This is a genomic window from Microbacterium foliorum, from assembly GCF_006385575.1.
Classification (GTDB): Bacteria; Actinomycetota; Actinomycetes; order Actinomycetales; family Microbacteriaceae; genus Microbacterium; species Microbacterium foliorum_B.
This window is the reverse complement of record NZ_CP041040.1, coordinates 2,934,927-2,959,649: the sequence shown is the minus strand read 5'-3', so window position 1 is coordinate 2,959,649 and position 24,723 is coordinate 2,934,927. Positions and strand designations below refer to the sequence as shown.

Annotated in this window: 24 protein-coding genes; 15 read left to right on the top strand and 9 right to left on the bottom strand. The window is 68.4% G+C overall.

Annotation, left to right across the window (positions count from 1 at the left end):
• Positions 1-50 precede the first annotated feature (50 nt).
• Both FIV50_RS14315 and FIV50_RS14310 read left to right on the top strand, forming a co-directional pair.
• Positions 51-692 carry a TetR/AcrR family transcriptional regulator gene (locus FIV50_RS14315; protein ID WP_140038004.1) on the top strand — a complete coding sequence of 214 codons (642 nt, stop codon included), beginning with the start codon at positions 51-53 and terminating at the stop codon, positions 690-692.
• Positions 693-701: 9 nt separating this feature from the next.
• Positions 702-2,075, top strand: coding sequence for a pyridoxal phosphate-dependent decarboxylase family protein (locus FIV50_RS14310; RefSeq protein ID WP_140038003.1), 1,374 nt, complete (start codon positions 702-704; stop codon positions 2,073-2,075).
• Positions 2,076-2,103: 28 nt separating this feature from the next.
• Here FIV50_RS14310 and FIV50_RS14305 read toward each other — a convergent pair whose 3' ends face one another.
• Together FIV50_RS14305 and FIV50_RS14300 are read right to left on the bottom strand one after the other, a co-directional pair.
• Positions 2,104-3,159 (bottom strand): alpha/beta hydrolase, encoded by a 1,056-nt coding sequence (locus FIV50_RS14305; protein WP_140038002.1) that lies wholly within the window; start codon positions 3,157-3,159, stop codon positions 2,104-2,106.
• Positions 3,160-3,230: 71 nt separating this feature from the next.
• On the bottom strand, positions 3,231-3,758 hold the full coding sequence (locus FIV50_RS14300) for a TetR/AcrR family transcriptional regulator (protein WP_140038001.1): 528 nt from the start codon (positions 3,756-3,758) through the stop codon (positions 3,231-3,233).
• 80 nt (positions 3,759-3,838) lie between these two features.
• Between FIV50_RS14300 and FIV50_RS14295 the strand changes: the two genes are divergently transcribed.
• Positions 3,839-4,549 carry an MBL fold metallo-hydrolase gene (locus tag FIV50_RS14295; RefSeq protein ID WP_140038000.1) on the top strand — a complete coding sequence of 237 codons (711 nt, stop codon included), beginning with the start codon at positions 3,839-3,841 and terminating at the stop codon, positions 4,547-4,549.
• On the opposite strand, the gene FIV50_RS14290 is transcribed toward FIV50_RS14295, so the two are convergent.
• The 3 genes from FIV50_RS14290 to FIV50_RS14280 are packed head-to-tail and all read right to left on the bottom strand — an operon-like array spanning position 4,546 to position 7,870.
• Positions 4,546-5,097, bottom strand: a complete 552-nt coding sequence (locus FIV50_RS14290; RefSeq protein ID WP_140037999.1) for a cysteine hydrolase family protein — start codon at positions 5,095-5,097, stop codon at positions 4,546-4,548. The genes FIV50_RS14295 and FIV50_RS14290 overlap by 4 nt on opposite strands.
• Entirely contained in the window at positions 5,094-6,539 is a 1,446-nt protein-coding gene (locus tag FIV50_RS14285) for a purine-cytosine permease family protein (protein WP_140037998.1), read from the bottom strand. The genes FIV50_RS14290 and FIV50_RS14285 overlap by 4 nt, the downstream gene beginning before the upstream one ends.
• Before the next feature lie 47 nt (positions 6,540-6,586).
• Entirely contained in the window at positions 6,587-7,870 is a 1,284-nt protein-coding gene (locus tag FIV50_RS14280; protein ID WP_140037997.1) for a M18 family aminopeptidase, read from the bottom strand.
• A 264-nt stretch (positions 7,871-8,134) separates the two neighbouring features.
• Here FIV50_RS14280 and FIV50_RS14275 point away from each other — a divergent pair, with 264 nt between their 5' ends.
• From FIV50_RS14275 to FIV50_RS14265, 3 genes are all read left to right on the top strand, one after another.
• Positions 8,135-9,001, top strand: coding sequence for an EamA family transporter (locus FIV50_RS14275; protein ID WP_140037996.1), 867 nt, complete (start codon positions 8,135-8,137; stop codon positions 8,999-9,001).
• 159 nt (positions 9,002-9,160) lie between these two features.
• Complete coding sequence (locus tag FIV50_RS14270; RefSeq protein WP_258184288.1) at positions 9,161-9,550, top strand: GNAT family N-acetyltransferase; 390 nt, start codon at positions 9,161-9,163, stop codon at positions 9,548-9,550.
• A gap of 222 nt (positions 9,551-9,772) precedes the next feature.
• Complete coding sequence (locus FIV50_RS14265) at positions 9,773-11,389, top strand: HNH endonuclease signature motif containing protein (RefSeq protein WP_140037994.1); 1,617 nt, start codon at positions 9,773-9,775, stop codon at positions 11,387-11,389.
• 143 nt (positions 11,390-11,532) lie between these two features.
• On the opposite strand, the gene FIV50_RS14260 is transcribed toward FIV50_RS14265, so the two are convergent.
• Positions 11,533-12,186, bottom strand: coding sequence for a response regulator (locus tag FIV50_RS14260; protein ID WP_258184287.1), 654 nt, complete (start codon positions 12,184-12,186; stop codon positions 11,533-11,535).
• Between the two features lie 226 nt (positions 12,187-12,412).
• Here FIV50_RS14260 and FIV50_RS14255 point away from each other — a divergent pair, with 226 nt between their 5' ends.
• Entirely contained in the window at positions 12,413-13,555 is a 1,143-nt protein-coding gene (locus tag FIV50_RS14255) for a sensor histidine kinase (RefSeq protein ID WP_140037993.1), read from the top strand.
• 335 nt (positions 13,556-13,890) lie between these two features.
• Here FIV50_RS14255 and FIV50_RS14250 read toward each other — a convergent pair whose 3' ends face one another.
• Positions 13,891-14,634: a GntR family transcriptional regulator gene (locus tag FIV50_RS14250; protein ID WP_140037992.1), complete on the bottom strand. Its 744-nt coding sequence runs from the start codon at positions 14,632-14,634 to the stop codon at positions 13,891-13,893.
• Positions 14,635-14,803: 169 nt separating this feature from the next.
• On the opposite strand from FIV50_RS14250, the gene FIV50_RS14245 reads away from it, so the two are divergent.
• The 6 genes from FIV50_RS14245 (at position 14,804) to FIV50_RS14220 (ending at position 21,417) form a co-directional block, all read left to right on the top strand.
• Positions 14,804-15,733 carry a phosphate/phosphite/phosphonate ABC transporter substrate-binding protein gene (locus FIV50_RS14245; RefSeq protein WP_140037991.1) on the top strand — a complete coding sequence of 310 codons (930 nt, stop codon included), beginning with the start codon at positions 14,804-14,806 and terminating at the stop codon, positions 15,731-15,733.
• Between the two features lie 140 nt (positions 15,734-15,873).
• Complete coding sequence (gene phnC, locus FIV50_RS14240) at positions 15,874-16,719, top strand: phosphonate ABC transporter ATP-binding protein (RefSeq protein WP_140037990.1); 846 nt, start codon at positions 15,874-15,876, stop codon at positions 16,717-16,719.
• The gene (gene phnE / locus FIV50_RS14235) at positions 16,716-18,452 is read left to right on the top strand and encodes a phosphonate ABC transporter, permease protein PhnE (protein ID WP_181164232.1); all 1,737 of its coding nucleotides are present in this window, start codon (positions 16,716-16,718) and stop codon (positions 18,450-18,452) included. The genes phnC and phnE overlap by 4 nt, the downstream gene beginning before the upstream one ends.
• On the top strand, positions 18,449-19,597 hold the full coding sequence (locus FIV50_RS14230; protein WP_140037989.1) for a TIGR03364 family FAD-dependent oxidoreductase: 1,149 nt from the start codon (positions 18,449-18,451) through the stop codon (positions 19,595-19,597). The genes phnE and FIV50_RS14230 overlap by 4 nt, the downstream gene beginning before the upstream one ends.
• Positions 19,594-20,319 (top strand): HAD family hydrolase, encoded by a 726-nt coding sequence (locus tag FIV50_RS14225; protein WP_140037988.1) that lies wholly within the window; start codon positions 19,594-19,596, stop codon positions 20,317-20,319. Before FIV50_RS14230 ends, FIV50_RS14225 begins: the two co-directional genes overlap by 4 nt.
• Positions 20,320-20,328: 9 nt before the next feature.
• Complete coding sequence (locus tag FIV50_RS14220) at positions 20,329-21,417, top strand: alcohol dehydrogenase catalytic domain-containing protein (RefSeq protein ID WP_140037987.1); 1,089 nt, start codon at positions 20,329-20,331, stop codon at positions 21,415-21,417.
• Between the two features lie 101 nt (positions 21,418-21,518).
• On the opposite strand, the gene FIV50_RS14210 is transcribed toward FIV50_RS14220, so the two are convergent.
• Both FIV50_RS14210 and FIV50_RS14205 read right to left on the bottom strand, forming a co-directional pair.
• Positions 21,519-22,049, bottom strand: a complete 531-nt coding sequence (locus FIV50_RS14210; RefSeq protein WP_140037985.1) for a CinA family protein — start codon at positions 22,047-22,049, stop codon at positions 21,519-21,521.
• Positions 22,046-22,567, bottom strand: a complete 522-nt coding sequence (locus tag FIV50_RS14205; RefSeq protein ID WP_140037984.1) for an FHA domain-containing protein — start codon at positions 22,565-22,567, stop codon at positions 22,046-22,048. Before FIV50_RS14205 ends, FIV50_RS14210 begins: the two co-directional genes overlap by 4 nt.
• 250 nt (positions 22,568-22,817) lie before the next feature.
• Between FIV50_RS14205 and FIV50_RS14200 the strand changes: the two genes are divergently transcribed.
• Positions 22,818-23,702, top strand: a complete 885-nt coding sequence (locus FIV50_RS14200; protein ID WP_140037983.1) for an SDR family oxidoreductase — start codon at positions 22,818-22,820, stop codon at positions 23,700-23,702.
• A 44-nt stretch (positions 23,703-23,746) separates the two neighbouring features.
• A complete protein-coding gene (locus FIV50_RS14195) occupies positions 23,747-24,718 on the top strand; it encodes an EamA family transporter (RefSeq protein WP_140037982.1) in 972 nt (323 codons plus the stop codon).
• Positions 24,719-24,723 lie beyond the last annotated feature (5 nt).

Here is a 24,723-nt window from a genome sequence, read left to right as displayed (position 1 = left end):
GTCGTGATCCCTATTGAACACGTGATCAACGAGTGATACGGTAGCCCGTGATGAAGACCACGTCAAGAGCCGCCGCGCCTCGCCGGCTGCCGCCCGAAGAGCGCGAACGCTCGATCGTCGACGGCGCCGTCGCGCTCGCCGCGGAGAGCGGCCTCGAAGCCCTCACCGTGCGTGCCGTCGCGGCCAGGGTCGGCGTCACGCCGGCTCTCGTCGCGCACTATCGGCCGGTGATGGAGTCGTTCGTCGCCGAGGTCTTCACCGCGATCGTCGCGGCCGAGCGAGACGAGGTCATCGCCTCGTACGACTCGAGCGTCGATCTGCGCACCAACCTGCTGCGGCTCATCGAGACGCTGCTCGACGACTCGCGCGACGACGTCGCGATGGTATGGGTGCAGTCGTGGGCGCTCGGAGCCCGCAATGAGGCGCTCGGCATCAGGGTGCGCACCGAGATGGATCTCTGGCACAGTGCCCTCGAAGACCTCATCGCCCGCGCGGTCGCTGAAGATGCGACGCTGCAGGTCGACCCGGACTCGTCGGCATGGATGCTGCTCGCCATGGTCGACGGCATGAGCGCCCACTCGCTCGTGCACTGGGCGCCGCGCGATCGAGCCGATCTCGCTCGCCGAACCCTCTCCGCAGTACTCGACGTTCCGATCGCCGAGCCCGCACAGCCCGTAGAAACCCTCAGGTAAGGACAGCTCATGGGAGCAGAACGCATGCACGCGGCCTCGGCCGAATCGACGGCGATCGTCGACGCGGTGCTCGACTACTCGCGCCGTCGGATGCTGGCGGCCGATGTGCCGCTCGACAAGCCCCAGTCGCCGGCCGAGCTCGATCGTCTGGTCGGAACCACGATCACCGACGCCGGTCTCGGTTCGCATCGCGCGCTCAGTGTGTTCGAGCACATCCTCGCCCCGGCCTGCCTGACGACGAGCCACCCGTCGTATCTGTCGTTCATCCCGACCGCCCCGACGATCGCCTCGATCGCGTTCGACCTCGTGGTCTCGGCATCCGGCCTCTACGGAGGCAGCTGGCTCGAGGGCGCGGGCGCCGTGCACGCCGAGAACGAGGTGCTGTCCTTCTTGGCCTCGGAGTTCGGTCTCCCCGACACCGCCGGTGGAGTGTTCGTGCAGGGCGGCACGATCGGCAACCTGTCGGCGCTCGTCGCCGCTCGCGAGGCGGCGAAGGTGAAGCTGCTCGACGCGGGCAAGGAGCTCCCACGTCGGTGGAAGATCGTGTGCAGCGTCGAGGCGCACTCGTCGAACAAGTCGGCGGCGAAGGTCATGGATGCCGACGTGCTGCTGGTGCCCGCGGGTGACGACGGCATGCTGCGGGCGGATGCCGTGCGTGCGGCGCTCGCGGAGCACGGCGACGAGATCTGCGCGGTGGTCGCCACCGGCGGCTCGACCAACTTCGGCATCGTCGACGACATCGCCGGCATCGCCGCGCTGAAAGACGAGTTCGACTTCTGGCTGCACATCGACGGCGCCTACGGGCTCACCGCGATGCTCGCCCCTGAGGCCCGCGGCATCTTCGCGGGGGTCGAGCGCGCCGACTCGGTGATCGTCGATCCGCACAAGTGGCTGTTCGCCCCCTTCGACTGCTGCGCGCTCATCTACCGCGACCCCGATGCGGGGCGCCGAGCGCACACGCAGCACGCCGAATACCTCGACACCCTCACCGACGCCGGTGACTTCAGCCCGTCGGACTATTCGATCCAGCTCACTCGACGCCCACGGGGGCTGCCGCTGTGGTTCTCGCTCGCGACCTACGGCGTGACCGCCTATCGCGAGGCCGTGAGTGCGACGCTCGCTCTGACCCAGAGGATCGCCGCCGAGATCGCCGCCCGTCCCGAGCTCAGACTCGTGCGCGACCCGCAGCTCTCGGTCGTCGTGTTCGAACGCGAGGGGTGGGAGCGCGGCGACTACGACCGCTGGTCGGACGAGCTGCTCGACTCGCAGCGCGCGTTCGTGGTGCCGAGCTCGCACGCGGGGCGCCCGAACACCCGCTTCGCGATCCTCAACCCGCTCACGACGTTCGACGACCTGGTCGGCATCCTCGACACGATGAAGTAGATCGCCGCGCCGCGCCGCGCCGCGACCCTCAGCGCGTGGTGTTCGCGTTCAGGAAGTCGATCGTCTGCTGCAGCGCCGTCTGGGCGTCGGGCATGTCGAGGTGGAACTGATACTCATGCGGAAGGGCCGGCTCGTGCGAAGCCGGCCAGAACAGGGTCGTGACGTCGACTCCCAGCTCGTCGAGGCGCTTGGCCATCGGGATCGACTGCAGCCAGGTCAGCCCATCGCCGTTCCCACCCGAGATGTAGGTCGTCGGGAAGTCCTCGGTCACCCAGTCGATCGTCGACATCGTCGAGCCGGTCGAGCCCTCCGCCCAGGTCTTGGTTCCCGCATACGCCCACATCGACGTCTTGAGACCCCAGCCGACGACGCCGTCGAGTGACGCGAGCGCCGCGAGGTCGTACACGCCGCAGTTCAGCACGGTCGCCACCACCTGCTCGGCCTTCAGCGCCGGGGTGATGTCCATGATCTCGGCGTAGTCGGGGCTCGTCATCAGCGTCGCCATCTGACTGGCCAGCTGTCCGCCGGCGGAGTCGCCGGCGAGCACGATCTGGTTCGGATCCACGTTCAGCTCATCGGCGTGCGCGTCGATGTAGGAGAGCGCGTCGTTGAGCTGGTGCACCGCGAGCGGATACACGCCCTCGGGCCCGATCGTGTAGTTCAGCGCGATGGTGGTGTAGCCCTCGGCCGCGAGGATGCGCATATAGGGGTCGACGTTCTCCTTCGACCCCGAGATCCAGGCGCCGCCGTGGATCCAGACGACCGTCGGCAGCGGCCCGGTGGCGGATGCCGGCGTGAAGACGTCCATCGTGGTGTCGGCGCCGCTGTCGGCGTAGGCGACGTCGAGCTGCTCGGTGAGCTTCGCCTCGGTGACGTGCTTCTCCATCTCGGCGGCGGTCTCGTCGCCACCCTTGGTGAACACCGAGCGGATGAGCATGGCCGAAGGCCACGGGGTGAGCGCGCCGATGATCGCCACCACGGCGGCGACGAGGAGCACCAGCCCCACCGCCACCTTCGTGCGGTGCCACGGCCGTCGAGCCCTCTTCGGGCGGACGGACTCGTCTTCGTGCGCGCTCGTGGTCATGGAAACCCCTCTCCGCGCATCATCTTGGCAGTATTCCGGTCGATCTCGTATCCGCCCGCCCGGGCGTGTGATCAGGCGGCTGTGAGCCCGGCGATGATGCGGCCCATCGCATAGTCGAACGCCTCGTCGACGTCGCCGCCGAGCCGGAACATCCTGGCGAGCTCCATCTGCAGGAACCCGGTCGCCCAGGCGGTGAAGAGGCGGGCGGCATCGAGCGCATGCTCAGGCCCGACGAGTTCGGCGCAGGAGCGCAGCACCGGAGCAGACGTCCGGTGGAGAGCGTCTTCGGGCGCGGATGCCGTGAACAGCAGGCGGAACGCCTGGGGGTGCTCGTGTGCGAAGGCGCGGTACGCGGCGGCGAGGAGGGGCAGCTCGTCGCCCGCGGTGTCAAGTCGGCTCGTCAGCGCATCGGCGGAGGCCTCCGCGACCGCCGACAGCAGGGCGTCTCGATCGCGGATCCGCTTGTAGAGAGACGGTGCCCGCACGCCCACGCGCTCGGCGACCGCCTGCATCGTCAGCCCTGCGGGGCCGGCCGATTCGAGGATTTCGCGGCCGGCGTCGACGATGGCCGCCAGAGAGGTTCGTTCGGGGGTCGGCATCTGGACTCCTTAATGGCTATTGACATTAGCTATGATAGCTACGTAATGTAGCCATCATAGACCACCACGAAAGGGCGACCATGAAGCTCGCACCGCACCTGCATCGACTCGGCAACGACGTCGTCGCGTCATATCTGGTCGACCTGCCGGAGGGGATCACGCTCGTCGACGCGGGTCTGCCCGGTCACTGGAACGATCTGCAGCGAAAGCTGACCGAGCTCGGCCGGCCGCTCTCCGACATCCGCGGTCTGGTCCTCACCCACGGCGACGGCGACCACATCGGCTTCGCCGAGCGACTGCGCAGTGAAGCAGTCGTGCCGGTCTTCGTCCACAGTGCCGATGCGCATCGGGTGCGCACCGGTGAGAAGCCGAAGACCCCGATGGGGCCGGCACGCATCGGTCCGACGCTGGGATTCTTCGCCTACAGCCTGCGCAAGAATGCACTGCGCACGCGGCACGTGTCCGAGGTCGTGACCGTCGTCGACGGCCAGGTGCTCGACCTCCCCGGATCCCCGGTCGTCATCGGGATGCCGGGGCACTCGCCCGGCAGCATCGCGGTGCACATCCCCGCGGCGGATGCGGTCTTCGTCGGCGACGCGCTCACCACGCGCCATGTGCTGACGGGGCGCGTGGGTCCGCAGCCCGCGCCGTTCACGGACGAGCCTGAGGAGGCCACCGCGTCTCTCGACCGACTGGCCGCTCTGTCGGCATCCTGGGTGCTACCAGGGCACGGGGCACCCTGGCGCGGGTCGCCCGCCGACATCGCGGCGGCTGTGCGCGCTGCGGGCTAGCGCTCCGCCAGCACCGCCGCGGTATCGCTGATCGTGATCTGCGGCGGGTAGAGACCCATGATCCGCATCGCGGCCTCGTGGTTCTCGGCCGTCGATCCCGCGCAGGCGTCGGCGGCGATCGCGACGTGCGCCCCGGCATCCGCTGCGGCGAGGGCTGTCGAGATGACGCAGCAGTCCGTCGAGACTCCCGCCAGCACGACGTGCGCTCCTCTGCCCACGATCGCCTCCATCGCGGCGCCCCACTTGCCGAACGTCGGCAGATCGAGGGTCGCATGCGCCGACAGGCCGACCGCCTGCGGTACGAGGTCGAACAGTGGGTCCGACGGTGCCTGGTCTGCGAACGGCCACGCGGCGAAGTAGGCGCCCCACGAGGTCGAGCGGTCGGCGGTCGGCATCCAGCGCGTCACGATCACACGGTCGCCGAACGACTCGGCGAGCTCGCTGATGCGGGGCATCGCGTCGTCGAAGAACGGTGACGCCCAGGCCGAGTCAGGTGAGGCGAAGATCGTCTGCGGGTCGATCACGACCAGCCAGGACTCCCTGCTCACGCAGCTGCCTCCTGCGCGCGGATGCGTCCGGCGCGAGCGAACCAGGTGAAGACGAACGACAGCACCAGGGCGAAGAACACTCCGAGGTTCGCGTAGGCCCAGTCTCCGTCGACTCCGCCGACCAGGCCGAGCAGGTAGCCCTGCCAGTTGTTCCACGGGGCGGCATCGGCGAAGCCGTTGAGCACGAAGCCCCAGCCGATCACGCTCGCGACCACCATGGTGCCGATCGAGATCCAGTCCCAGGCGCCGTACCGGCCGCGGCTGTCGAACAGCGCCTCGTCGTCGTAGTCCTTCCTGCGCCGGAGGATGTCGGCGATCAGGATGCCGGCCCACGATGCCAGCGGAACGCCGAGCGTGATGAGGAAGCTCTGGAAGGGGCCCAGGAAGTCGGTGGCGAAGAACACCACGTAGATCGTGCCGATCGTGAGGATCACGCCGTCGATCGCCGCGGCCGACGGGCGGGGGATGCGGATGCCGAGGCTCAGCAGCGTGAGGCCCGAGGAGTAGATGCCCAGCACGGCTCCCGAGACGAGCGCGAGCACCGCGGTGAGCAGGAAGGGCACGAGCACCCAGAGGGGCAGGAGGGTGGCGAGGGCGCCGATCGGGTCGGCGGCGATCGCCGCGCTGAGCTCGTCGTCAGACCCCGCGAGCAACAGACCGAAGACGACCAGGATCACAGGCGCGATCGAGCCGCCGATCGTGTTCCACGCGACGATCGCCCCATCGGATGCCGTGCGCTTCTGATATCGCGACCAGTCGGCGGCGATGTTGATCCATCCGAGCCCGAAGCCGGTCATCACCATGACCAGCGCACCGATGACCTGGCCGAGGCCGCCATCCGGGCGGGCCATGACGGCGGCGAGGTCGATGCTCGGCGCAGCGAGGACGATGTAGAGGATCGTCACGGCACCCGTGACCCAGGTCAGCACCGACTGCAGCTTCATGATCGTGTGATACCCGAGCACGGAGGCCACGACGATGAGTGCGGCGACGATGACGGTGGCCGTGATCTTCAGCGCGATGCTGTCGCCGTCACCGCCGAGCTGCGTGATGACGGTGGCTGTCGCGAGCACGGCCATGATCGCGAGGAAGGTCTCCCAGCCGATCGACGTCAGCCACGAGACGATTCCCGGCACCTTCTGCCCCTGCACACCGAAGGCGGCGCGGGAGAGCACCATGGTGGGGGCCGAACCGCGTTTGCCGGCGATCGCGATGAGTCCGCACAGCAGGAACGACACGACGATGCCGATGACCGACACGATCGTCGCCTGCCAGAACGAGATCCCGAAGCCGAGCACGAACGACCCGTACGACATGCCGAACACCGACACGTTGGCCGCGAACCACGGCCAGAACAGGTCGCGAGGCTTCGCCGTGCGCTCGGATTCGGGGATGATCTCGATGCCCGCGCGCTCGATGAGGCCAGGCTTGATGTCCGTCATGCCATCATCCTGGCACTGCGCGGGGCCCGCGGGGGTGCCTGCGGCGATCAGCCGGCGAAGAACGCCCCCGCGACGCGGGCGAGGTCGTGCAGATCCGAGACTCCCGCGAGCTCACGGGCCGAGTGCATCGACAGGATCGGGATGCCGACGTCGACCGTGCGGATGCCGAGACGCGTCGCCGTGATCGGGCCGATCGTCGACCCGCAGCGCACGTTGTTGTTCGACACGAACTCCTGCGTGACCACGTCGGCGCTGTCGCACCAGTCGCGCCAGGCGGCGGAGCCGACAGCATCCGTCGCATACCGCTGGTTGGCGTTGAGCTTGAGGATCGGACCGGATCCGAGCACCGGCTGCACCACCGGGTCGTGCTTGTGCACGTAGTTGGGGTGCACCGAATGGCCCACGTCGCTCGACAGGCACCACGACGCCGAGAGGGCGCGGCGGCGCTCGGAGGCGTCGGCGCCGAGCGCGTCGTACACGCGACCGAGGATGTCTTCGAGGAAGGGACCTGCCGCGCCGGAGCGCGAGTTCGAGCCGAGCTCCTCGTGATCGAAGGCCGCCAGGATCGCGATCGGTCCGGACGCCGCGGTGTCGATCGACTCGAGTGCGACCACGCCGGCATGCACCGAGGCGAGGTCGTCGAGACGGCCTGAGGCGAAGAACGCGCGATCCTTGCCGAATACCGCTCCGCGTGCCGTGTCGGCGATCACGACGTCGTACCCGCGGATGTCGGATGCCGTGACTCCGGCCGACTCGGCGAGCTCGGCGAGGATGTCCTCCTGCGTCGGGTCGCCGAGGCCCCAGACGGGCTGCGTCTGGAACTGCTTGTCGAGTGCGAGGCCCGTGTTCGCGTCGCGGTCGAGGTGGATCGCGAGCTGGGGGAGGCGCAGCAGCGCTCCCGTGTCGGCGAGCACGACCCGTCCGTCGGCGAGGGCGAGTCGGCCGGCGAGGCGCAGCTCGCGGTCGAGCCAGGAGTTCAGCAGCGGTCCGCCGTACACCTCCACGGCCGCCTGCAGCCAGCCCTTCGACCCGGTGGTCGGCTGCGGCTTGAGCTTGAAGCCGGGGGAGTCGGTGTGAGCGCCGAGCACGTGTGCGGGTGTGGTGGCGGTGGCATCCCTCGGCACCGTCCAGGCGATCGCGGCGCCGTCGCGCACGACGACGTAGCGCCCGCCGGGGGTGACTTCCCACGCGTCTCCCTCTTCGAGGCGCGCGAACCCGGCATTCTCGAGTCGCCTGGCCACCTCTGCGGCGGCGTGATAGCTCGAGGGCGAGGCGACGACGAAGTCGGCGAGATCCTCGGCGTGGGCGAGAGCGTCCGGGGTGACGGGCATGGGGGACCTTCCTGAAGGGGCGGTCCTTCGATCGTAATCGTCGTGCGCCTGACGGCGACTCCGTCGGATGCCGGGCTGGTGCCGTTCACCTCCCGGTCACTCACGGCAGGTACTGTCGTTCTCGATAGCGCCTAGGGTTCCGGGGTTCGTCCCGTCTGGTCCGAGCGGCGCCACGGTGTCCCTCCGCAGGGGCGCCGTCATCTGACAGGACAAAAGCCCGGAGGACCCTGTTCGTCGCGCCCGCGACGAACGGAAGGGTCTCTCGTGTCCGCTCTCGCTTTCGCCCTCGTCATCGCCGCAGCCGTCACGCACGCCGCGTGGAACATCGTCGCCCATGGCGTGAGCCGGGCGGGCATGCCGTTCCTGTGGTGGGGAGCCGTCGGAGGAACCGTCGTCTGGATCGGCGTCGTCCCGTTCACCGGCGGGCTGGGCACCGACGACGTGCTCGCGTTCCTGTTGGGCGTCGGAGTCTCGGGGGTGCTGCACGTCGCCTACATGGCGGTGCTCCAGCGCGGATACCGTGAGGGCAACCTCTCCACCGTCTACGCGACAGCCAGGGGCACCGGACCGTTCCTCTCGGTGATCGTCGCCATCCTGCTGTTCGGTGAGCGGCCTTCCGCACTCGCCCTGGTGGGCGTCGCCGCGATCATCGTCGGGGTCGTCGCGATCGGGCTCGTCGACCGGGGGCGCCCCGAGCGCCGCGGCCGCTCACTCGACCCCGGGCTCGTGTTCGGCCTGCTCACCGGGGTCGCGATCGCGGTCTACACGATCTGGGATGCCAACGCGGTGCGCACCTGGAACCTCTCGCCCGTCGCCTTCATGGTCGGGACGATGCTGCTCGAGATCCCGTTCTACTCCTTCGGTGTTCGCGGCCGGTGGGCGGCCGTCCGCACCCTCGGGCGCACGCAGTGGCGACGTATCGTGGCCTTCAGCATCCTGTCGCCGCTGTCGTACATCCTGGTGCTCACGGCCATCCAGATCGCTCCGGTGGCCCTGGTCGCACCGTTGCGCGAGGTCAGTGTCGTGCTGGTCAGCCTCTTCGGGGTGTTCGCCCTCAAGGAGAGCAGGCCAGGATGGCGTCTGGCCGCGTCCGCGGTCGTCGCCGGCGGGATCGTGCTGCTCGCGCTGTAGCTGCGGGCGGCGTGCATGATGCAGATGCTGTGCGCGGTTCGTGGTGCGGATGCTGTGCGCGGTGGGTGCCGGTCTGAGAGTGCTGCTCCTGATGGTTGTATGGATTCTGTGTCAGCGGGATGGAGTCTTCGAGCGAGCAGCCCGTCTGACGCCGTCTGGATGGCGGAGCTGAGAGCGGTCGTGATGCGACCTGACCTCGAGCGGCTCGGCCGATATGACCCGGTGCGCGTGCGGCAGCGCTTCCTCGATGCGTTCGTTCCCGAGAACACCCGCGTGATCGTCGTCGACGGTGAAGACGTCGGTCTGGTGGCGGTGAGGCCTGAACCGGACGGGTTCTGGATCGAGCATTTCTATCTCGCGCCGGAATCGCAGGGCCGCGGGATAGGAGCAGCCGTGCTCGCACGACTGCTCACCGAGAGCGACGGCACGCGGCCGTTCCGGCTCAACGTGCTGCAGGCCAGCGCGGCACGGCGACTGTACGAGCGGCACGGCTTCGTTCTCGAGAGCGAAGACGCCGTCGACGTCTTCATGAAGGCAGAACCAGCCTGACGGTGCTGCCTTCCTCCGGCGCTGCTCACTGCTTCTCCTTCCTGCTTCTCCCTCTCCGTGCCCAGTTCTCTTGCTCTCCCGTTCCCGTTTCTGGTGCTCGCTCCCATCTGACGCGTGTCCTGCTCCGCGCAGTATCGGGAGATTGGAATATGGCGTTGAGCTGGGGTAATTTGCGGCTGTTTCGACCCTCGAATGTCGGTGGTGATGGGTTGAATGAGGGGTATGAACAGCACTGCGGAGCTCCTGGATCGGGTCATCGCCGACCTCGATTCGGTGCTGTCCGACGACGCATTGGCGGGGCTGTCGGATGCGGAGCGCGTGAGCGTTCTGGTGGCCGCGGGGTCGGCGTTTCGGCGGGTGGAGGCGGTGGTCGTCGAGACCGTCGCGACGGGGGAGATGGGTGGTTTCCCGCATGCGGCGGGCTGCCGGGGCGAGAACGAGTTGTTGCAGCGGACGATGCTCGTCGATCCGCGGGGTGCGACCAGGGTGGGGAAGGTCATCGACCGCGTGCGGCGGGATGTGAGTCTGGTGTCGGGGGAGCGGCTTCCCGCCCGGTGGCCAGAGTTGCGGACGGCGCTGCTGGACGGGGTTGTCGGGGTCGACGGGTTTCTTGCCGCGACCGGTCCGATCGAGCGGGTGTGGGATCGGCTCACGGTCGATCAGCGGTTGGCGGCCGATGTGGCTTTGGCAGGTTGCGCCCGCGGGCACGGTCTCGAGGTCGATCCCGACCCTGACGCGGGCCGGGACGTCGACGCGGATGCGGCGGGTCCGTCGCCGACGACGGAGGATCTGCGAGCTCTTGCGGAGGATCTTGCGTCGATGTTCGACCCCGATGGACAAGAACCCAAAGACGAGGATGCGAAGCGGCGTCGGGGCATCACGATCGGCCGCCTCAAGGACGGTGTGCATGCGATCCGCGGGTATCTGACCCCGGAGGTCGCGGCCCAGTTCCGGTTGATCATGGACGCGCTCCTCAACCCCAAGGGTGACGGCCCACCCATGCCCGGGGTGTTCTTCACCCCCAGCGGCGGCACGGAATCCGGCGCTGATGCTGGTGCAGACACAGACGTACACGCAGACGCAGACACGGACGTAGACGCAGACGCCGGCGGGGACGGGGGAGAGGACCCGTTCAACTCGGACGAGCGGAGCGTGATCGATGACCGCACCGCGGCCCAGAAACGCCATGATGCGCTCGCAGCGGCGCTGGCGATCGCGGCCCGACACAAGGACATGCCCACGTTGGGTGGGGCATCACCGGTGCTCGTCGTCACCGTCGATGCAAAAGACCTCGCTCATGGGTCGGCCTTCAGCTCTGGCGCAGATGCCAACGCTGGCGCCGGTGTCGCGGGTGCGTGTGCGGGTGCCGCCGCCGGTAACGGTGGGTGGGCGACGATCCCCGGATCCGGCGCTCACGTGCCCGTCTCGGTGGCGGCGCAGGTCGCGTGCTCGGGAGCGATCCAGCGGGTACTCATGGATGAGGGCCGCATCATCGGGATCACGACCACTGATCGGGTGTTCACGGTTCATCAGCGCCGGGCGATCGTCGCCCGCGACAAGGAATGCCTGATCCCCGGATGCCACGTGCCCGCGTCGTGGTGCGAGATCCACCACGTCACCGAACACGCACAGGGTGGGCCGACGCATACGGATAACGGTGTCCCGTTGTGCTGGTGGCATCACCGATCGCTTGACACTTCGCAGTGGGAGATCCGCATGAGTAACGGCCTCCCGCAGGTGCGCGGACCGGCGTGGTGGGACCCCGCACGCCACTGGCGCACGCCACGACTCAGCCTCCCCGCCGACCTGCCTCAGACGCACCTCGCCCGAACGGGTTGACGCGCTACTTGGTCTTGGTTGCGTCGCGCCCCCGGAGACCGTTCGGACTGCAGGGAACGCGAGCTCGGCGGGACGTGATCTCAGGGCAACCCGCATTCAGGGCAACCCGCGTTCAGGGAGACGCGGTCTCAGCGAGGCCGGTTTCAGCGGAAGTCGACGAGGCCGGCGTGCGCTGCCGTGACCAGGATCTGCACTCGATCGCGAACGTGCCACTTCGACATGATGCGGCCCAGATGAGCCTTCACCGTTCCCTCTGACACGATCAGTGTGCGAGCGATCTCCGCGTTCGACATTCCCTGGGCCAGACGCTGCAGCACCTCCTGCTCGCGATCGGTGAGCGCCTCGAGCGAGTCGTCGCCACCGACCGGCTCCGTGTCACGCACGTGCTTGATCAGCAGCGAGGCGATGCGCGGGGACAGTGAGCTCGCTCCGCTGTAGACCTCCCGCACACCCTCGAGAATGCTCGCAGCGCTGGAATCCTTCAGCAGATACCCCGATGCACCCGCACTGAGCATAGGCAGAACGGTGTCGCTGCCGTCGAGCGTGGTGACGGCCAGGATCTTCACCTCGGGCCATCGCTCACTGATGACAGCAGTCGCCTCGATGCCATTCATCTCGGGCATCTGCACGTCCATCATCACGACATCAGGATGCTCGCGTCCCACCACCTCAATGCCCTCGAGCCCGGACTCCGCCTCTGCGACCACGGTGATCTCGGGGTCTCGTGAGACGAAGTGAGAGAGCGCTGAGCGCACCAGGGGATCGTCATCGACGATCACGACGCGGATTTGGGACATGGACGAAGCCTAACCGGGGTGGACCTGCGACGCGATCTCCTAGACCTTTGGCTATCGAGGTCTAGACGTGCGACAGATGTGGTGCGAGAAGATCACCGAGAAGATGAGTACATCGCTAGTCAAAAGTGCAATAAAGGAGGTGAATCTCTATGTCTTTCTGGAACCAGGTTGGACTCTTTTTCGGCTTCTACCGTTAATCTATATGGCGGAAAGGAGATACTGAAGTATGGCTTCAAGTCTTCCGTCGGGTGAACGCGCAGACGTCACCCGACTCGGAAAGGGCGAGAAGCTCAGCACGATCGAACGGATCGCCGTACTGGCGGTCGTCGGAACGATCGTCACCTTCGACACAGTCGGACTGTTCCTTCCTCCGGGATTGGATCCTCTGACGGCGGCACTCGGGATCGCATCCACCGCGGTCTTGGCCCTGTACCTCTGGTCCCCACTGATCGCGACATACGCCCTCGGCGTGGTGTTCGCACTCTCCTTCATCCCCGGCATCGAAGCCCAGGTGCTCACGACCGCCGCTTTCGCGGCAGGCTTGGTCGTGCGTCTGGGATGGACCTCCTTGGTCCTGTCCTATGCCGGAGTTTTCCTCCTCGCATCCGCACTGGTCGTCACTGGCGACTCGAGGGATGCCTTCAATATCGCGATCTTCCTGGTCGGCGCCGCAGTATCCGGCGCCGTCGGCTTCGCACTTCGCATCGCGTTCGCCCGAGGGCGGACGCTCGAGGTGCAGCTGGCTGAGAAGGCCGAGCAGGAACGGCAGGCAGTACTCGCTGAGCGACGTTGGATCGCCGGCGAGTTGCACGACAGCATCGCGCACCACCTCACGGTGGTGGCGCTGCACGTGCAGATGCTCGACGACGATCGCACCAGCAGCGAATCGCAGGAGGCGATCCGCATCGCCGCACGCAAGGCGATGACCGATCTCCGCTTCGTGATCGACCTCGCAGACGACGGACCCCGGTCCGAGGGCATGCCCTCGGGCGATCTGGCGGCCTCCGTCGACGAAGCCCAGCAGGAGTTCGAATCCGCGGGTCACGCCGTGATCGTCGACGGCGACCCCTCTGACGAGCGCATCCCACGCGCAGCCGAGATCATCCTCGCGCGCATCCTGCGCGAGTCGGCCACCAACGTCCTCAAGTACGCAGGCGAAGGCGAAGTCCTGATCCGATTCGACATCGATGACGACTCCGCGAAGCTGACGGTGAGCAGCCCTCTCTCTGTCACGCCGCGTCGCGAGCTCTCGTCGAGCCGCACCGGCGTCGGGCGAATGGCCGAGCGCGTCCTCGGCGCCAGCGGTGAGTTCAGTGCCGGAGAAGCAGACGGACGCTGGGTCGTGTCAGCCCTGCTGCCGATCGTCTGACCGAACCGGTATTCCGGCATCTCGGAGGCGAAATTCGGTCCGATTCTCCAACTGGTATACCGGTACTCTAGAAGCAGAACCGCGGAATTCCGCGGGTTTTGGCTAAATGAGTAGACGAAAGTCCAGGGTAGGTCTCGACTATAGACCGTGTTCCATGGTGTAGCCGGGAGCATACATTGGGCATACCCCAGAAATAGCGCATCCCCAGCGCTGTGATCGCGAGCGCGATCTCTGGAATCTGATCCCCAGCGCGCTCGCGATCGGCTTCTTCCCTCCGAGGGTTCTTCCCTCCGAGGATTCTCCCCGTCGAGGAATCGACGTCGACCGGCTGGCTCCTAGCCGCCCACCGCACGCATGTAGTGCCCGTCCGTCGAGATCCCGGACGCCGCGACTGTGAATCGCACCACCTCGCTGAGGTAGCGATCCTCGGACGCCTCGAAGATGCGTCCGCTCGCGTCGCGAGAGATCCGGCTGAGCCGAAGGATCGGCGTCCCCCGTGGCACCCGCAGCAGAGCGGCATCCTGATCATCGGCCGCGACCGCGTCGATCTGGTGCTCGAGTCCGACGATCGGGTGCCCGACCGACCCCAGGTACTCGGTGATCGAGATCGCGTCGGTGTCGACGTCGAGCAGTCGGCGCCCCACGGCTTCGGTGTAGAACAGGCGCTCGAGCATCGTCGGCCGACCGTCGAGCAGGCGGAGCCGCACGACGCCGACGATCGTGTCATCGGGGGAGACGCCGAGAAGCTCGGCGCGGTCGCCTGCGCGGCGAAGGCTCAGCTCCTGCGTCTGCGCGCCGGGAGTCACGCCGAGATCGCGGGCCCAGCGCGTGAACGGCACCGACATGTCGACGGCCTGACTCGCCTTGCGGGAGACGACACGAGCGGGGCGGCCACGTCCGGTCTCGATCAGGCCCTCGCTGCGCAGAGCCGCCAGGGCGTTGCGGATGGGACCGCGCGACGTGTGCCAGCGTTCGGCGAGCTCCGACTCGGTGGGCACGTCGTCGCCGGGGCGCAGAGTGCCCGCCGCGATCTGGGCGCGCAGGTCGTCTGCGATCTGGGTGTATACAGCTTCGGCCACATAGGCATACTACTTGCTGACCTCGAAGGTGGGTGCCGTGTTCTGTCGATGTTCATTCCGGGAAAGACAGGGTGAACGGACCTTGAACTCTTGCAAGTTAGGTATATATCTCGACCGTTGTCCTGTCAGAGTTGCTCGTGGATCACCCCTCCCACTCTGAAAGGTCCTCATGAAGCTCCGCGCTCTCCCCGTACTCGCCGGTGCCGCGATCCTCGCGCTCGGCCTCGCCGCCTGCTCAGGCACCGCAGAGGCCACCGGCGCGTCCGACGCCGACGCATCGGCGACCACGAGCGGCTTCGCAGTCGACGAGAACACGCTCGTCTTCGGCGTCGTGCCCGACTCGGTCGACACCGAGACGAACTACCAGCCGCTCATGGACTACATCGCCGAGATCACCGGCAAGTCGGTCGAATACCACGAGTCCACCGACTACGCGGCACTCATCGAAGCCTCCGTCGCCGGCAAGGTCGACGTGGCCTCGTTCTCGGGCTTCACCTACGTCACCGCCACGAACAACGGTGCGAAGCTCACCCCGATCTCGTCGATCGTGACCGAAGAGGGCCAGGAGCCCGGTTACTACTCGCAGGCGATCGTGCCCGCCGACAGTGACATCTCGAGCATCGAGGACTTCAAGGGCAAGAAGGTCTGCTTCGTCGATCCGTCGTCGACCTCGGGCTACCTCTTCCCGTCGTACAACCTGCTCGAGGCGGGCATCGACCCGAAGACCGACATCACCCCGGTCTTCGCGGGCAAGCACGACGTCAGCGTGCAGAAGGTCGGCGAGGGCGTCGAGTGCGAGGTCGGCTTCGCCGAGGACTCCGAGGTCGAGAAGTCGGATGCCGTGAAGGTCATCGACGAGACCATGGTGCCCGGTGCTCCGCTCGTCTACGCGTCGGCGCTGCCCGACGACGTCGCCAAGGAACTCGTCGACGGCCTGTCGGAGGTCACGATCGACGACATCATCGCCGCCGGCGTCGACAGTGCTGACAGCGACTCGTTCCGCAGCGTCTTCTTCGCCACGAAGCCGGTCGACGACGCGTACTACGACCTCATCCGCGACATCTGCAAGGAGACCGACGCGGAGCAGTGCCAGGGCTGACGCCCTGCACCCGCTTCGCTCCCGTTCGTTGAGCGAGGGAGCGAAGCGAGCGAGACGAAACGCGTCGGGGCCCCCACCGCGTTTCGTCTCGCTTCGCTCGCTCAACGATCGAACTGCAGCGAATCACGAGGAGAACTGACATGAACACGGCATCCGATGCCCTCATCCGCCTGAACGGCGTGACGAAGACCTTCGGCTCGACGACGGCGCTCAAGAACGCGTCGCTGCAGGTGTCGCGCGGCGAGATCGTCGTGCTGCTCGGACTCTCCGGCTCGGGCAAGTCCACTCTCCTGCGCCACCTGGACGGGCTCGAGGTGCCGACCTCCGGCGAGATCGAGGTGCTCGGATCCCAGGTGCCGACGCTCAAGGGCAAGGCGCTGCGCCGCCTCCGCAGTCGGGTGGGATTCATCTTCCAGCAGTTCGAGCTCGTGCCCTCCCTCACCGTGCTCGAGAACGTGCTCACCGGATCGCTGTCGGAGATCCGCGGACCGCGACTCGGGCTCTGGGGCTATTCGAAGGCGGCGAAGCTGCGCGCCCTCGAACACCTCGACCGCGTCGGACTCCTCGACCGCGCCTACCAGCGCAGCGACACCCTCTCGGGCGGCCAGCAGCAGCGCGTCGCCATCGCCCGCGCTCTGATGCAGAAGCCCGACATCCTGCTCGCCGACGAACCCGTCGCCTCGCTCGACCCCGAGTCGAGCGATCAGGTGATGGCGCTGATCCGCGAGATCGCCGCAGACGAGTGCCTCACCGTCGTCTGCAGCCTGCATCAGGTCGACCTCGCGATCTCGTGGGCCGACCGCATCGTCGGTCTGCGCCACGGCGAGATCGTGCTCGACACACCGACCGGCGACCTCACCAAGGCCGAGGTCATGGAGATCTACGGTCGCGTCGCCACGACCACCGCAGAGATCCGTGCCGTGCAGGACGAGCTCACTGAGATCACGGTCGACATCGCCGACATCGACAAGGCCCGCGTCTCGTGAGCGTGCTCTCGGACGCACCCGCTGCGCCCGCGACTCCCGGACGCTCCACCGTCTCCGATCGCGCGCCGCGGCGTCCGATCTCGGCCGAGCGCATCGCCGCCGGACTCACCCTGGTGGCTCTCCTCGTGCTCGGCATCCTCGCGGTCGACGAGGTCGGCATCTCGATCCCGGCGATGGTGCAGAGCTGGGGCAACGCCGAGAACTTCATGGCGCGCGTCGGCGGACTCTCGTTCCCCGAGCCCGCCGACCTCGCGTGGCTGATCGCTCTCACCGTCGGGCTGGTGCTCGTCGGCACGCTGCTCGCCGCCGTGCTCTCGGTGCCGATCGCCTACCTCGCTGCCTCCAACACGACCCCCGGCAACGGATGGCGTGCGGCGGCCCGTTTCGTCGGAGTCCTCACCCGCGCGCTGCCGGACGTCGTGCTCGCCATGGCGTTCGTGCTCATGTTCTCGCTCGGCACGCTTCCCGGAATCCTGGCCATCGGCATCCACTCGATCGGCATGATCTCGAAGATGTTCGCCGACGCGATCGAGCAGATCGACGAGGGCCCCCGCCTCGCGATCCGCGCAGCCGGCGGATCGAAGATGCAGGAGTTCGCCTCGGGCATCCTTCCGCAGGTGCTGCCGAGCTGGGTCGCGACGGTGCTGCACCGCAACGACATCAACCTGCGCGGCAGCGTCGTGCTCGGCTACGTGGGCGTGGCGGGCCTCGGGCTCGAGATGTCGTACGCGTTCAAGTCGCTCAACTACGGCAAGGGACTCGGCATCGCGCTGGTCATCTTCATCCTGTGCGTCGCGATGGAGATCGTCTCGAGCCTGGTGCGCGGGGCGATGCTCGGCCAGCAGCGGCAGACCCGGTCGTGGATCGACCGCATCATCCACCCTCGCCTCAGCGGCTCGGCGAGCACGAGCACGACCGCACCACCCGCATGGGCAGCCAGCCCTCAGACCGCGGTGCGTCGGCCGTGGACGGCGGAGCGCGTGCGCAACACGAGCGGCATCGTCGTCGCGGTGCTCGTCGTGATCGGCAGCGTCGTCGTCAGTCAGATCAACTGGCTCGACTTCTTCACCTTCTGGGCCAAGCTCCCCGACGTCGCCGCGAAGTTCTGGCCGCCGTCCTTCGGCAGCTACGAGGCGTCGGCGATGATCGCCGCCATGCGCGACACGATCGCCATCGCACTCGCCGCGACCGTACTCACCCTGCTGCCGTCGCTGATCCTCGGTTCGCTCGCGGCGAGCAACGTCGCACCCGGCCCGGGTGCACGCGGCGTCGCCCGGTTCCTGCTCGTCGGCATCCGCGGCATCCCCGAGCTGATCCTCGCGATCGTGCTCGTGGTGATCACCGGGCTCGGCGCGCAGGCGGGAGTCATCGCCCTCGCGATCGGCGGCATCGGACTGCTCGGCAAGCTGATCGCCGACTCTCTCGAAGAGGTCGACCGCGGCCCCGAGCGCGCGCTCCGAGCGGTCGGCGCCACCCGCCTGCAGACCTATACCTCGGCTACCGTGCCCCAGGGCATGCAGGCGCTCATCGGGCACAGCTTCTACATGCTCGACACGAACATCCGCGCGGCGACGATCCTCGGCATCGTCGGCGGCGGCGGAGTCGGCTACTACCTGCTCAACGCGAGCCAGGGCTCGCGTTACGAGACGGTGACCGCGATCGTGCTGATGATCCTCGTCACGGTGCTCGTCGTCGAAGGACTCGCGATGTGGATGCGAAAGGTGTTCCGATGAACCGCGACAGCAGAGCGAATGACAGCGCGGACCTCGTCGTCGTGGGCTCGGGCATCATCGGCCTCGGCGCCGCTTATGCCGCGGTTCGACGCGGCCTGACGGTGATCGTCGTCGACAGGGCGGATGCGCCGGTCGGCGCGACGATCCGCAACTTCGGGCATCTCTGCATCGGTGCGCAGACCGGCGATGCGCGCCGCTACGCCGACCTCTCCCGTGACCTGTGGCTGCGCCTCGCTCACGATGCGGGCTTCTGGCTGCGCGAATGCGGCACGCTGGTCGCCGCTCGACACGCAGACGAGATCGCCGTGCTCGAGCAGGCGGCAACCGACGGCGGCATCCGGATGCTGGAGACCGACGAGCTGCTGCGTCTCGCCCCGCTGCGTGCGGAGGCGCTCGTCGGCGGCGCGCATATCGAGACCGATCTGCAGACCGATCCGCGCACCGCCGCGGCAGCGATCGTCCGACACCTCGCCGCGCACGGAGTCGACTTCCGCTTCCGCACCGCGGTGACGTCCGTCGCCGGACGACGCGTCGAGACGACCAGAGGCACCATCACGGCCGGCGCTGTCGTCGTCGCGGTCAATCACGACGTCGACCAGCTGCTGCCCGAGGTGGCCGAGCGCGCCGGCGTGGAGCGGTGCGCGCTCGACATGATGCGCGCGGCTGTGACGTTCCGGCATCCGCTCGCGGCCCCGCTGCTGACCGGCTGGTCGCTCGTGCGGTACGGACGCTTCGCCGACGGTGCGGCGACCGGCGCCCTCCGGGAGCGCCTGCACGCGGAGCGCCCTGACCTCGCGGCGCTCGACCTGAATCAGATGTACACGCAGCTGCCCGACGGCACGCTCATCATCGGCGACTCGCACGCCACATCGAGCGCACCAGAGCCGTTCCAGCCGGAGGCGGCGTTCACCGCGTTCCTCGCCGAGGCGGAGGCGCTGTTCGACATGCCGGCACTGCGGGTGCTGGAGCGCTGGCAGGGCGTCTACGCCAAGGCGCCGCACGACTTCCTCATCGACAGGGTCGAGGAGGGGGTGCTGGTGCTCGCCGCGACCACCGGCATCGGAATGACCACGGGTCTGGGGCTCGCCGAAGAGAATCTCACCGCCGCCTTCGGGTGGGCACCTGCAATGGAAGGAACCTCATGACCACTCACCTCTCCGCACCTTCGGCACTCGAACTCGTCGTGCTCGACATGGCAGGAACGACCGTGCTCGACGACGGGGTCGTCGAGACGGCGTTCCAGCGCGCCGCCGAGCGCACCGGCGTCGCCGACCGGATGCCGTGGGACGACGCGCTCGCCCACGTGCGCGCGACCATGGGGCAGTCCAAGATCGAGGTCTTCACGCGTCTCGCGGGTGGCGACCGGGCGGCGGCCGAACAGGCGACGGCGGCGTTCGAGGGCGCCTACGCCGAGATCGTGGCCGAGCAGGGGGTCGCCGAGATCCCAGGAGCTGCGGACGCGATCCAGAGCCTGAAGGATGCCGGTCTGACCGTCGTGCTCACGACCGGGTTCGCGCCCGTCACCCGCGACGCGCTGATCGACGGTCTCGGATGGAACGACCTCGTCGACCTGGCGCTCTCGCCGGTCGATGCGGGGCGGGGCCGCCCTGCTCCCGACCTCGTGCTCACGGCGCTGCTGCGCACTCAGACCTCGTCGGTCGCGTCGGTCGCCGTCGCGGGAGACACCGTCAGCGATGTCGAATCAGGGCGCCGCGCCGGTGCCGGCTTCGTGGCAGGCGTACTCACGGGTGCCCACGACTCGAGTGCCCTCGAGCTCGCCGGCGCCGATGTCGTGCTACCGGACGTGACGCGTCTTCGCAGCGCCCTCGCCGAGCGCGGGCTGCTTCCGCTCGTGCCCACCGCCTGAGGGGCCGACATGGGAACCGTGCTGATCCGACCTCCCGGCCATCGCCGCGACGTCGCCCTGCGCCCCGCAGCCACGGCGATGGTGTGGATCGGCGAAGGGCACCCGCACGAGACCATCGCGGTGCCCGGTGTCGCTCTCGGCGAGAACGACGTGCTGGTCGCCGTCGAGATGTCGACCATCTGCGGGTCCGACGTGCACACCGTGCAGGGGCGGCGCTCGGCGCCTGTGCCCCTGGTGCTCGGCCATGAGTGCGTCGGACGTGTGATCGCCATGGGCGACGCAGGGGCGGTCGCCGTCGACGGCACACCGGTGCGCATCGGCGACCGAGTGGTCTGGTCGGTCACGATCTCCTGCGGCACCTGCGATCGGTGCGCCCATGGCGTTCCGCAGAAGTGCCGCACGCTGGGCAAATACGGCCACGACCGCATAGGCGTGCACGGCGACCTCACCGGGGCCTTCGGCACGCACGTCCAGGTGCGCGCGGGCACCGCGATCGTGCGGGTGCCCGAGTCCCTGCCGGCGTCGGTGCTCGCGCCGGCATCGTGCGCGACCGCGACCGCCTGGGCCGCCGTCGCCATAGCAGCGCGCGACCACGACCTCGAGGGCGCAGCCGTGCGCATCCACGGAGCGGGACTCGTCGGGCTCTCCGCCGCAGCGATCGCGGTGGAGCAGGGCGCGACGGTCGAGGTGCTCGACCCCGCGCCTGCGCGACTCGCGCTGGCCGCACGTTTCGGTGCCGGCCCCATCGACCGCGATCCGGACATCGTGATCGAGGCCTCGGGGCATGCTGTGTCCGAGGCCATCGACGGCGTCGGCACCGGGGGGACGGTCGTGCTCGTCGGAAGCGTCTTCCCCGCAGAGTCCGTACCTTTCGACGCCGAGAGCATCGTGCGTCGACTCGTGACCGTCACCGGCGTGCACAACTACACCGGAACCGAGCTGGCCGAGGCCGTCGGATTCCTCGCCGGACGAGGGCGGGCCTACCCGTTCGCGGATGCGGTCGGCGAGGTGCGGCAGCTCGCAGCCATCGACGAGGCGATCGCCGCGGCATCCGCTCCCGGCGCGCCGCTGCGCATCGGACTCGTGCCGGGACGCTGAACCCTGCGCTGAACCCTGCGCTGAACCCTGCGCTGAACCCTGCGCTGAACCCTGCGCTGAACCCGGCGCTGAGCGGGGATTCGACGGAGGGCGGAGGGCTCTCAGCGGGTTCGCTCGTCCTGCACGGGTGATGACGCTCCTGAGCGCCGGGGGCCTGCGGGCCTGATGCCCTCGGCGTGGAAGGTGAGCAGCCGCATCGCGGTGTCGACCGTCTCGTCGAGGACCTCCTGCGGATCGCCGGTGAGCGCCAGCATCCGATGACCGACTCCGTCGCCTGTCGCCCACCCGAGGAAGACGGTGCCGGGGTCGTGCCCGCCTTCGGGCTCGGGGCCTCCGACGCCGGTGGTCGAGATGCAGACGTCGGCGTCGAAAAGCTGTCGCGCGCTCTCAGCGAGGTGCTCGGCGCACTCGGCCGAGCACGGATCGGTTCCCGGTGTGAGACCCAGCAGGTTCTCTTTGACGTCGGTGAGATAGGCGACGATGCCGCCGGCGAACCAGTCGCCGGCACTGTCGCCCGCGCCGATCGCGCTCGCCAGACGCCCGGAGGTCAGAGATTCGACGACGCAGATGCGCAACCCGCGCTCAGCGGCGACCTCGCTCAGTCGATCCAGCGACGACTGCTCTGCGGTCACTTCTCCTCAGCGGCGTCGGCGTGCGTCGGTGCGTCCGATTCGATGTTCGCCTCGTCGGAGTAGTCGGGCCGCGACGGCTGCAGCGGCTGGTCGGAGTACTCGCCACCCAGGCGGCCGCCGAAGGGGCGACCGTGGTCGGCGAACTCGTCGCGTGCGTAGACGAGCTCCCACTCTCCGACAGTGAAGCGCGCACCCGTGCGCAGCGTCTGGGACCGGTCACCCGGGTGCGTGGCGGTGGCGTCGGGGTTGCTGTTCATCTCGCCCTCGCCGTGCAGCTCGAGCACATACTCGTCGCGGTCGTCGTGCGTGATCGTCGCATGCACGGGGTCGGCACCCTCGAGCCGCAGCTCGTTGTCGGCGGCCGAGCCGATGCGCACCACGTCGACCTCGAGGGCGAACTCCGCGCGCTCGCCGTCACGGGTGACCCGCAGTCGGGGGTTGCCCTCGCCGAACTCGGCGTGGGTGGTCGTGGGGGTGTAGCCCTCGTCGGAACGGTCGTCGATGTGTCGTGCGTTCATGGTGGGTCTCCTCGCAGTCCCTGTCAGGATATGCGACCGAGAATTCGCTCGCAGGGGGTTGACTTCGGCCGCGGGCTTCATCCGGTCCCCGATCCTCGCTGCCCCGATCCTCGCTGCCCCGATCCTCGATCCTCGATCGAGGCGCGGATTGTCAACCCCCTGCCGAGGGCGTCGAGAGGCCGCAAGTCTCGATTGACGCCCGACTCGCGCCACGAACGGTGGTCGCCCGTCGCGAGGAAGAGGAGACATCATGGCAGACAGCACGCCCGACCCCCGCAGCCAGCACCGCGAGGAGGAGTTCCCCGCTCAGCAGCAGGACCAGCCGGGGCTGACCGATCAGATGCGCCCTGTGCCCGACCACGGTGAGACGTCGTACGTGGGCCACGCGCGGCTGGAGGGTCGTCGAGCACTGATCACGGGCGGTGACTCGGGAATCGGCCGGGCCGTCGCGATCGCCTTCGCCCGCGAGGGAGCCGACGTGGCGATCGTGCACATGCCCGAGGAACAGTCGGATGCCGATGAGACGATCGAACTCGTCCGCGCCGAGGGCAGGCAGGGGCTGAGCCTCGCCGGAGATCTGCGCGACGAGGCCTTCGCGACGGAGGTGGTCTCCGAGACGAGGAGCAGCCTCGGCGGATTGGACATCCTGGTGCTGAACGCCGCATATCAGCACGACATCGACGGCTTCGAGAACCTCGAGACCGACAGGTTGCGCCGCGTGTTCGAGACGAACCTCTTCGGTCTGCTGTACTCGGCCAGGGCCGCGTACCCGCATCTGGAGCCGGGGTCGAGCATCATCGTGACGTCGTCCGTGCAGGCCTTCGAGCCGTCGCCCAACCTCATCGACTATGCGATGACGAAGGCCGCGCAGGTCGCGTTCGTGAAGGCGCTCGCCGAAGAGGCGGGCGAGCGCGGCATCCGTGTGAACGCCGTCGCCCCAGGGCCCATCTGGACGCCGCTGATCCCGGCCACCGGGTGGAGCGACGAGCGGGTGAAGACCTTCGGCTCCGACACACCTCTCGGCCGCGCCGGGCAGCCGGCAGAGCTCGCCGGTGCGTACGTGTACCTCGCGTCGGCCGAGTCGTCGTTCACCTCGGGGGCAGTGCTCGCTGTCACCGGAGGCAAGCACCTCTGACCGCCCGAGTTCGCCGGGATCTCCCCGGGTCGTAGGCTTGCGGGGTGAAGCAGTCCGCGTCGTCCCGCCCGCTCGTGGGCGTCGCACTCGTCATCTGCTCCTGCCTGTCGTTGCCGTTCGGCGCGGCCGTCGCGGCCCAGCTGTTCCCGGTGCTCGGCCCGTGGGGCGTGACGTCGCTGCGCGTCGCGATCGCGGCGCTGCTGCTGGTCGTCATCGTGCGCCCGCGGCCGCTGCGCTGGACGAGGGCGCGGTGGCTCGCCGCCGTGCTGTTCGGAGTCGCGCTCGCGGCGATGAACGGCTTCTTCTACGCGGCCATCGACCGCATCCCGCTCGGGCCGGCCGTCGCGATCGAGTTCCTCGGTCCACTGGTGCTGGCGGCCGTCCTGACCAGGCGCCTGGCCGATGCCGCCTGGGTGGGCGTCGCGCTGCTCGGCATGGTGCTCCTCGGCGTCGACGGACTGATCGGCGCTGAGCCGCTCGACCCCGTCGGCGTCGTCTTCATCCTGATCGCAGCGGCTTTCTGGGTCATGTACATCCGCATGAGCGCGCGCGTCGGTGCGATCATCCCCGGCACGAGCGGCCTCGCGGTCGGACTCGTCGTGGCTGCGGTGCTGCTGATCCCGGTCGGGGTGCCGGCGGCCGTCACCGTCGCGGGCGACATGCAGCTGCTGCTGCTCGCCGCAGTCACCGCCGTGCTGTCGTCGGTGCTCCCCTACAGCTTCGAGCTCGCAGCGCTCCGTCGCCTGCCGCAGCGCGTGTTCGGCGTACTGCTGAGCCTCGAGCCCGCGTTCGCGACGCTCGCCGGATGGCTGATCCTCGGCCAGTCGGCGACTCCGCTGAGGATGCTCGCGATCGCACTGGTCGTCGCGGCGAGTGTGGGCACGACTCTGGGGGTTCGGCGTCAGCGGCGTCGAGACGAGGCCGCAGCAGGACGGGACGATGACGCCGCACCCGACGTCGCGGACCGCGACGACGAGCCCGGGCCGTTCACCGCCCCGATCCCGCTGCCCGACTGATCACC

Bases quoted from the DNA above. Each gene is read 5' to 3' on its own strand.
- FIV50_RS14315 (WP_140038004.1), top strand. From the start codon at position 51: ATGAAGACCACGTCAAGAGCCGCCGCGCCTCGCCGGCTGCCGCCCGAA.
- FIV50_RS14310 (WP_140038003.1), top strand. From the start codon at position 702: ATGGGAGCAGAACGCATGCACGCGGCCTCGGCCGAATCGACGGCGATC.
- FIV50_RS14305 (WP_140038002.1), bottom strand. From the start codon at position 3,159: ATGACCACGAGCGCGCACGAAGACGAGTCCGTCCGCCCGAAGAGGGCT.
- FIV50_RS14300 (WP_140038001.1), bottom strand. From the start codon at position 3,758: ATGCCGACCCCCGAACGAACCTCTCTGGCGGCCATCGTCGACGCCGGC.
- FIV50_RS14295 (WP_140038000.1), top strand. From the start codon at position 3,839: ATGAAGCTCGCACCGCACCTGCATCGACTCGGCAACGACGTCGTCGCG.
- FIV50_RS14285 (WP_140037998.1), bottom strand. From the start codon at position 6,539: ATGACGGACATCAAGCCTGGCCTCATCGAGCGCGCGGGCATCGAGATC.
- FIV50_RS14280 (WP_140037997.1), bottom strand. From the start codon at position 7,870: ATGCCCGTCACCCCGGACGCTCTCGCCCACGCCGAGGATCTCGCCGAC.
- FIV50_RS14270 (WP_258184288.1), top strand. From the start codon at position 9,161: ATGGCGGAGCTGAGAGCGGTCGTGATGCGACCTGACCTCGAGCGGCTC.
- FIV50_RS14265 (WP_140037994.1), top strand. From the start codon at position 9,773: ATGAACAGCACTGCGGAGCTCCTGGATCGGGTCATCGCCGACCTCGAT.
- FIV50_RS14260 (WP_258184287.1), bottom strand. From the start codon at position 12,186: ATGTCCCAAATCCGCGTCGTGATCGTCGATGACGATCCCCTGGTGCGC.
- FIV50_RS14255 (WP_140037993.1), top strand. From the start codon at position 12,413: ATGGCTTCAAGTCTTCCGTCGGGTGAACGCGCAGACGTCACCCGACTC.
- FIV50_RS14245 (WP_140037991.1), top strand. From the start codon at position 14,804: ATGAAGCTCCGCGCTCTCCCCGTACTCGCCGGTGCCGCGATCCTCGCG.
- phnC (WP_140037990.1), top strand. From the start codon at position 15,874: ATGAACACGGCATCCGATGCCCTCATCCGCCTGAACGGCGTGACGAAG.
- FIV50_RS14230 (WP_140037989.1), top strand. From the start codon at position 18,449: ATGAACCGCGACAGCAGAGCGAATGACAGCGCGGACCTCGTCGTCGTG.
- FIV50_RS14225 (WP_140037988.1), top strand. From the start codon at position 19,594: ATGACCACTCACCTCTCCGCACCTTCGGCACTCGAACTCGTCGTGCTC.
- FIV50_RS14220 (WP_140037987.1), top strand. From the start codon at position 20,329: ATGGGAACCGTGCTGATCCGACCTCCCGGCCATCGCCGCGACGTCGCC.
- FIV50_RS14205 (WP_140037984.1), bottom strand. From the start codon at position 22,567: ATGAACGCACGACACATCGACGACCGTTCCGACGAGGGCTACACCCCC.
- FIV50_RS14200 (WP_140037983.1), top strand. From the start codon at position 22,818: ATGGCAGACAGCACGCCCGACCCCCGCAGCCAGCACCGCGAGGAGGAG.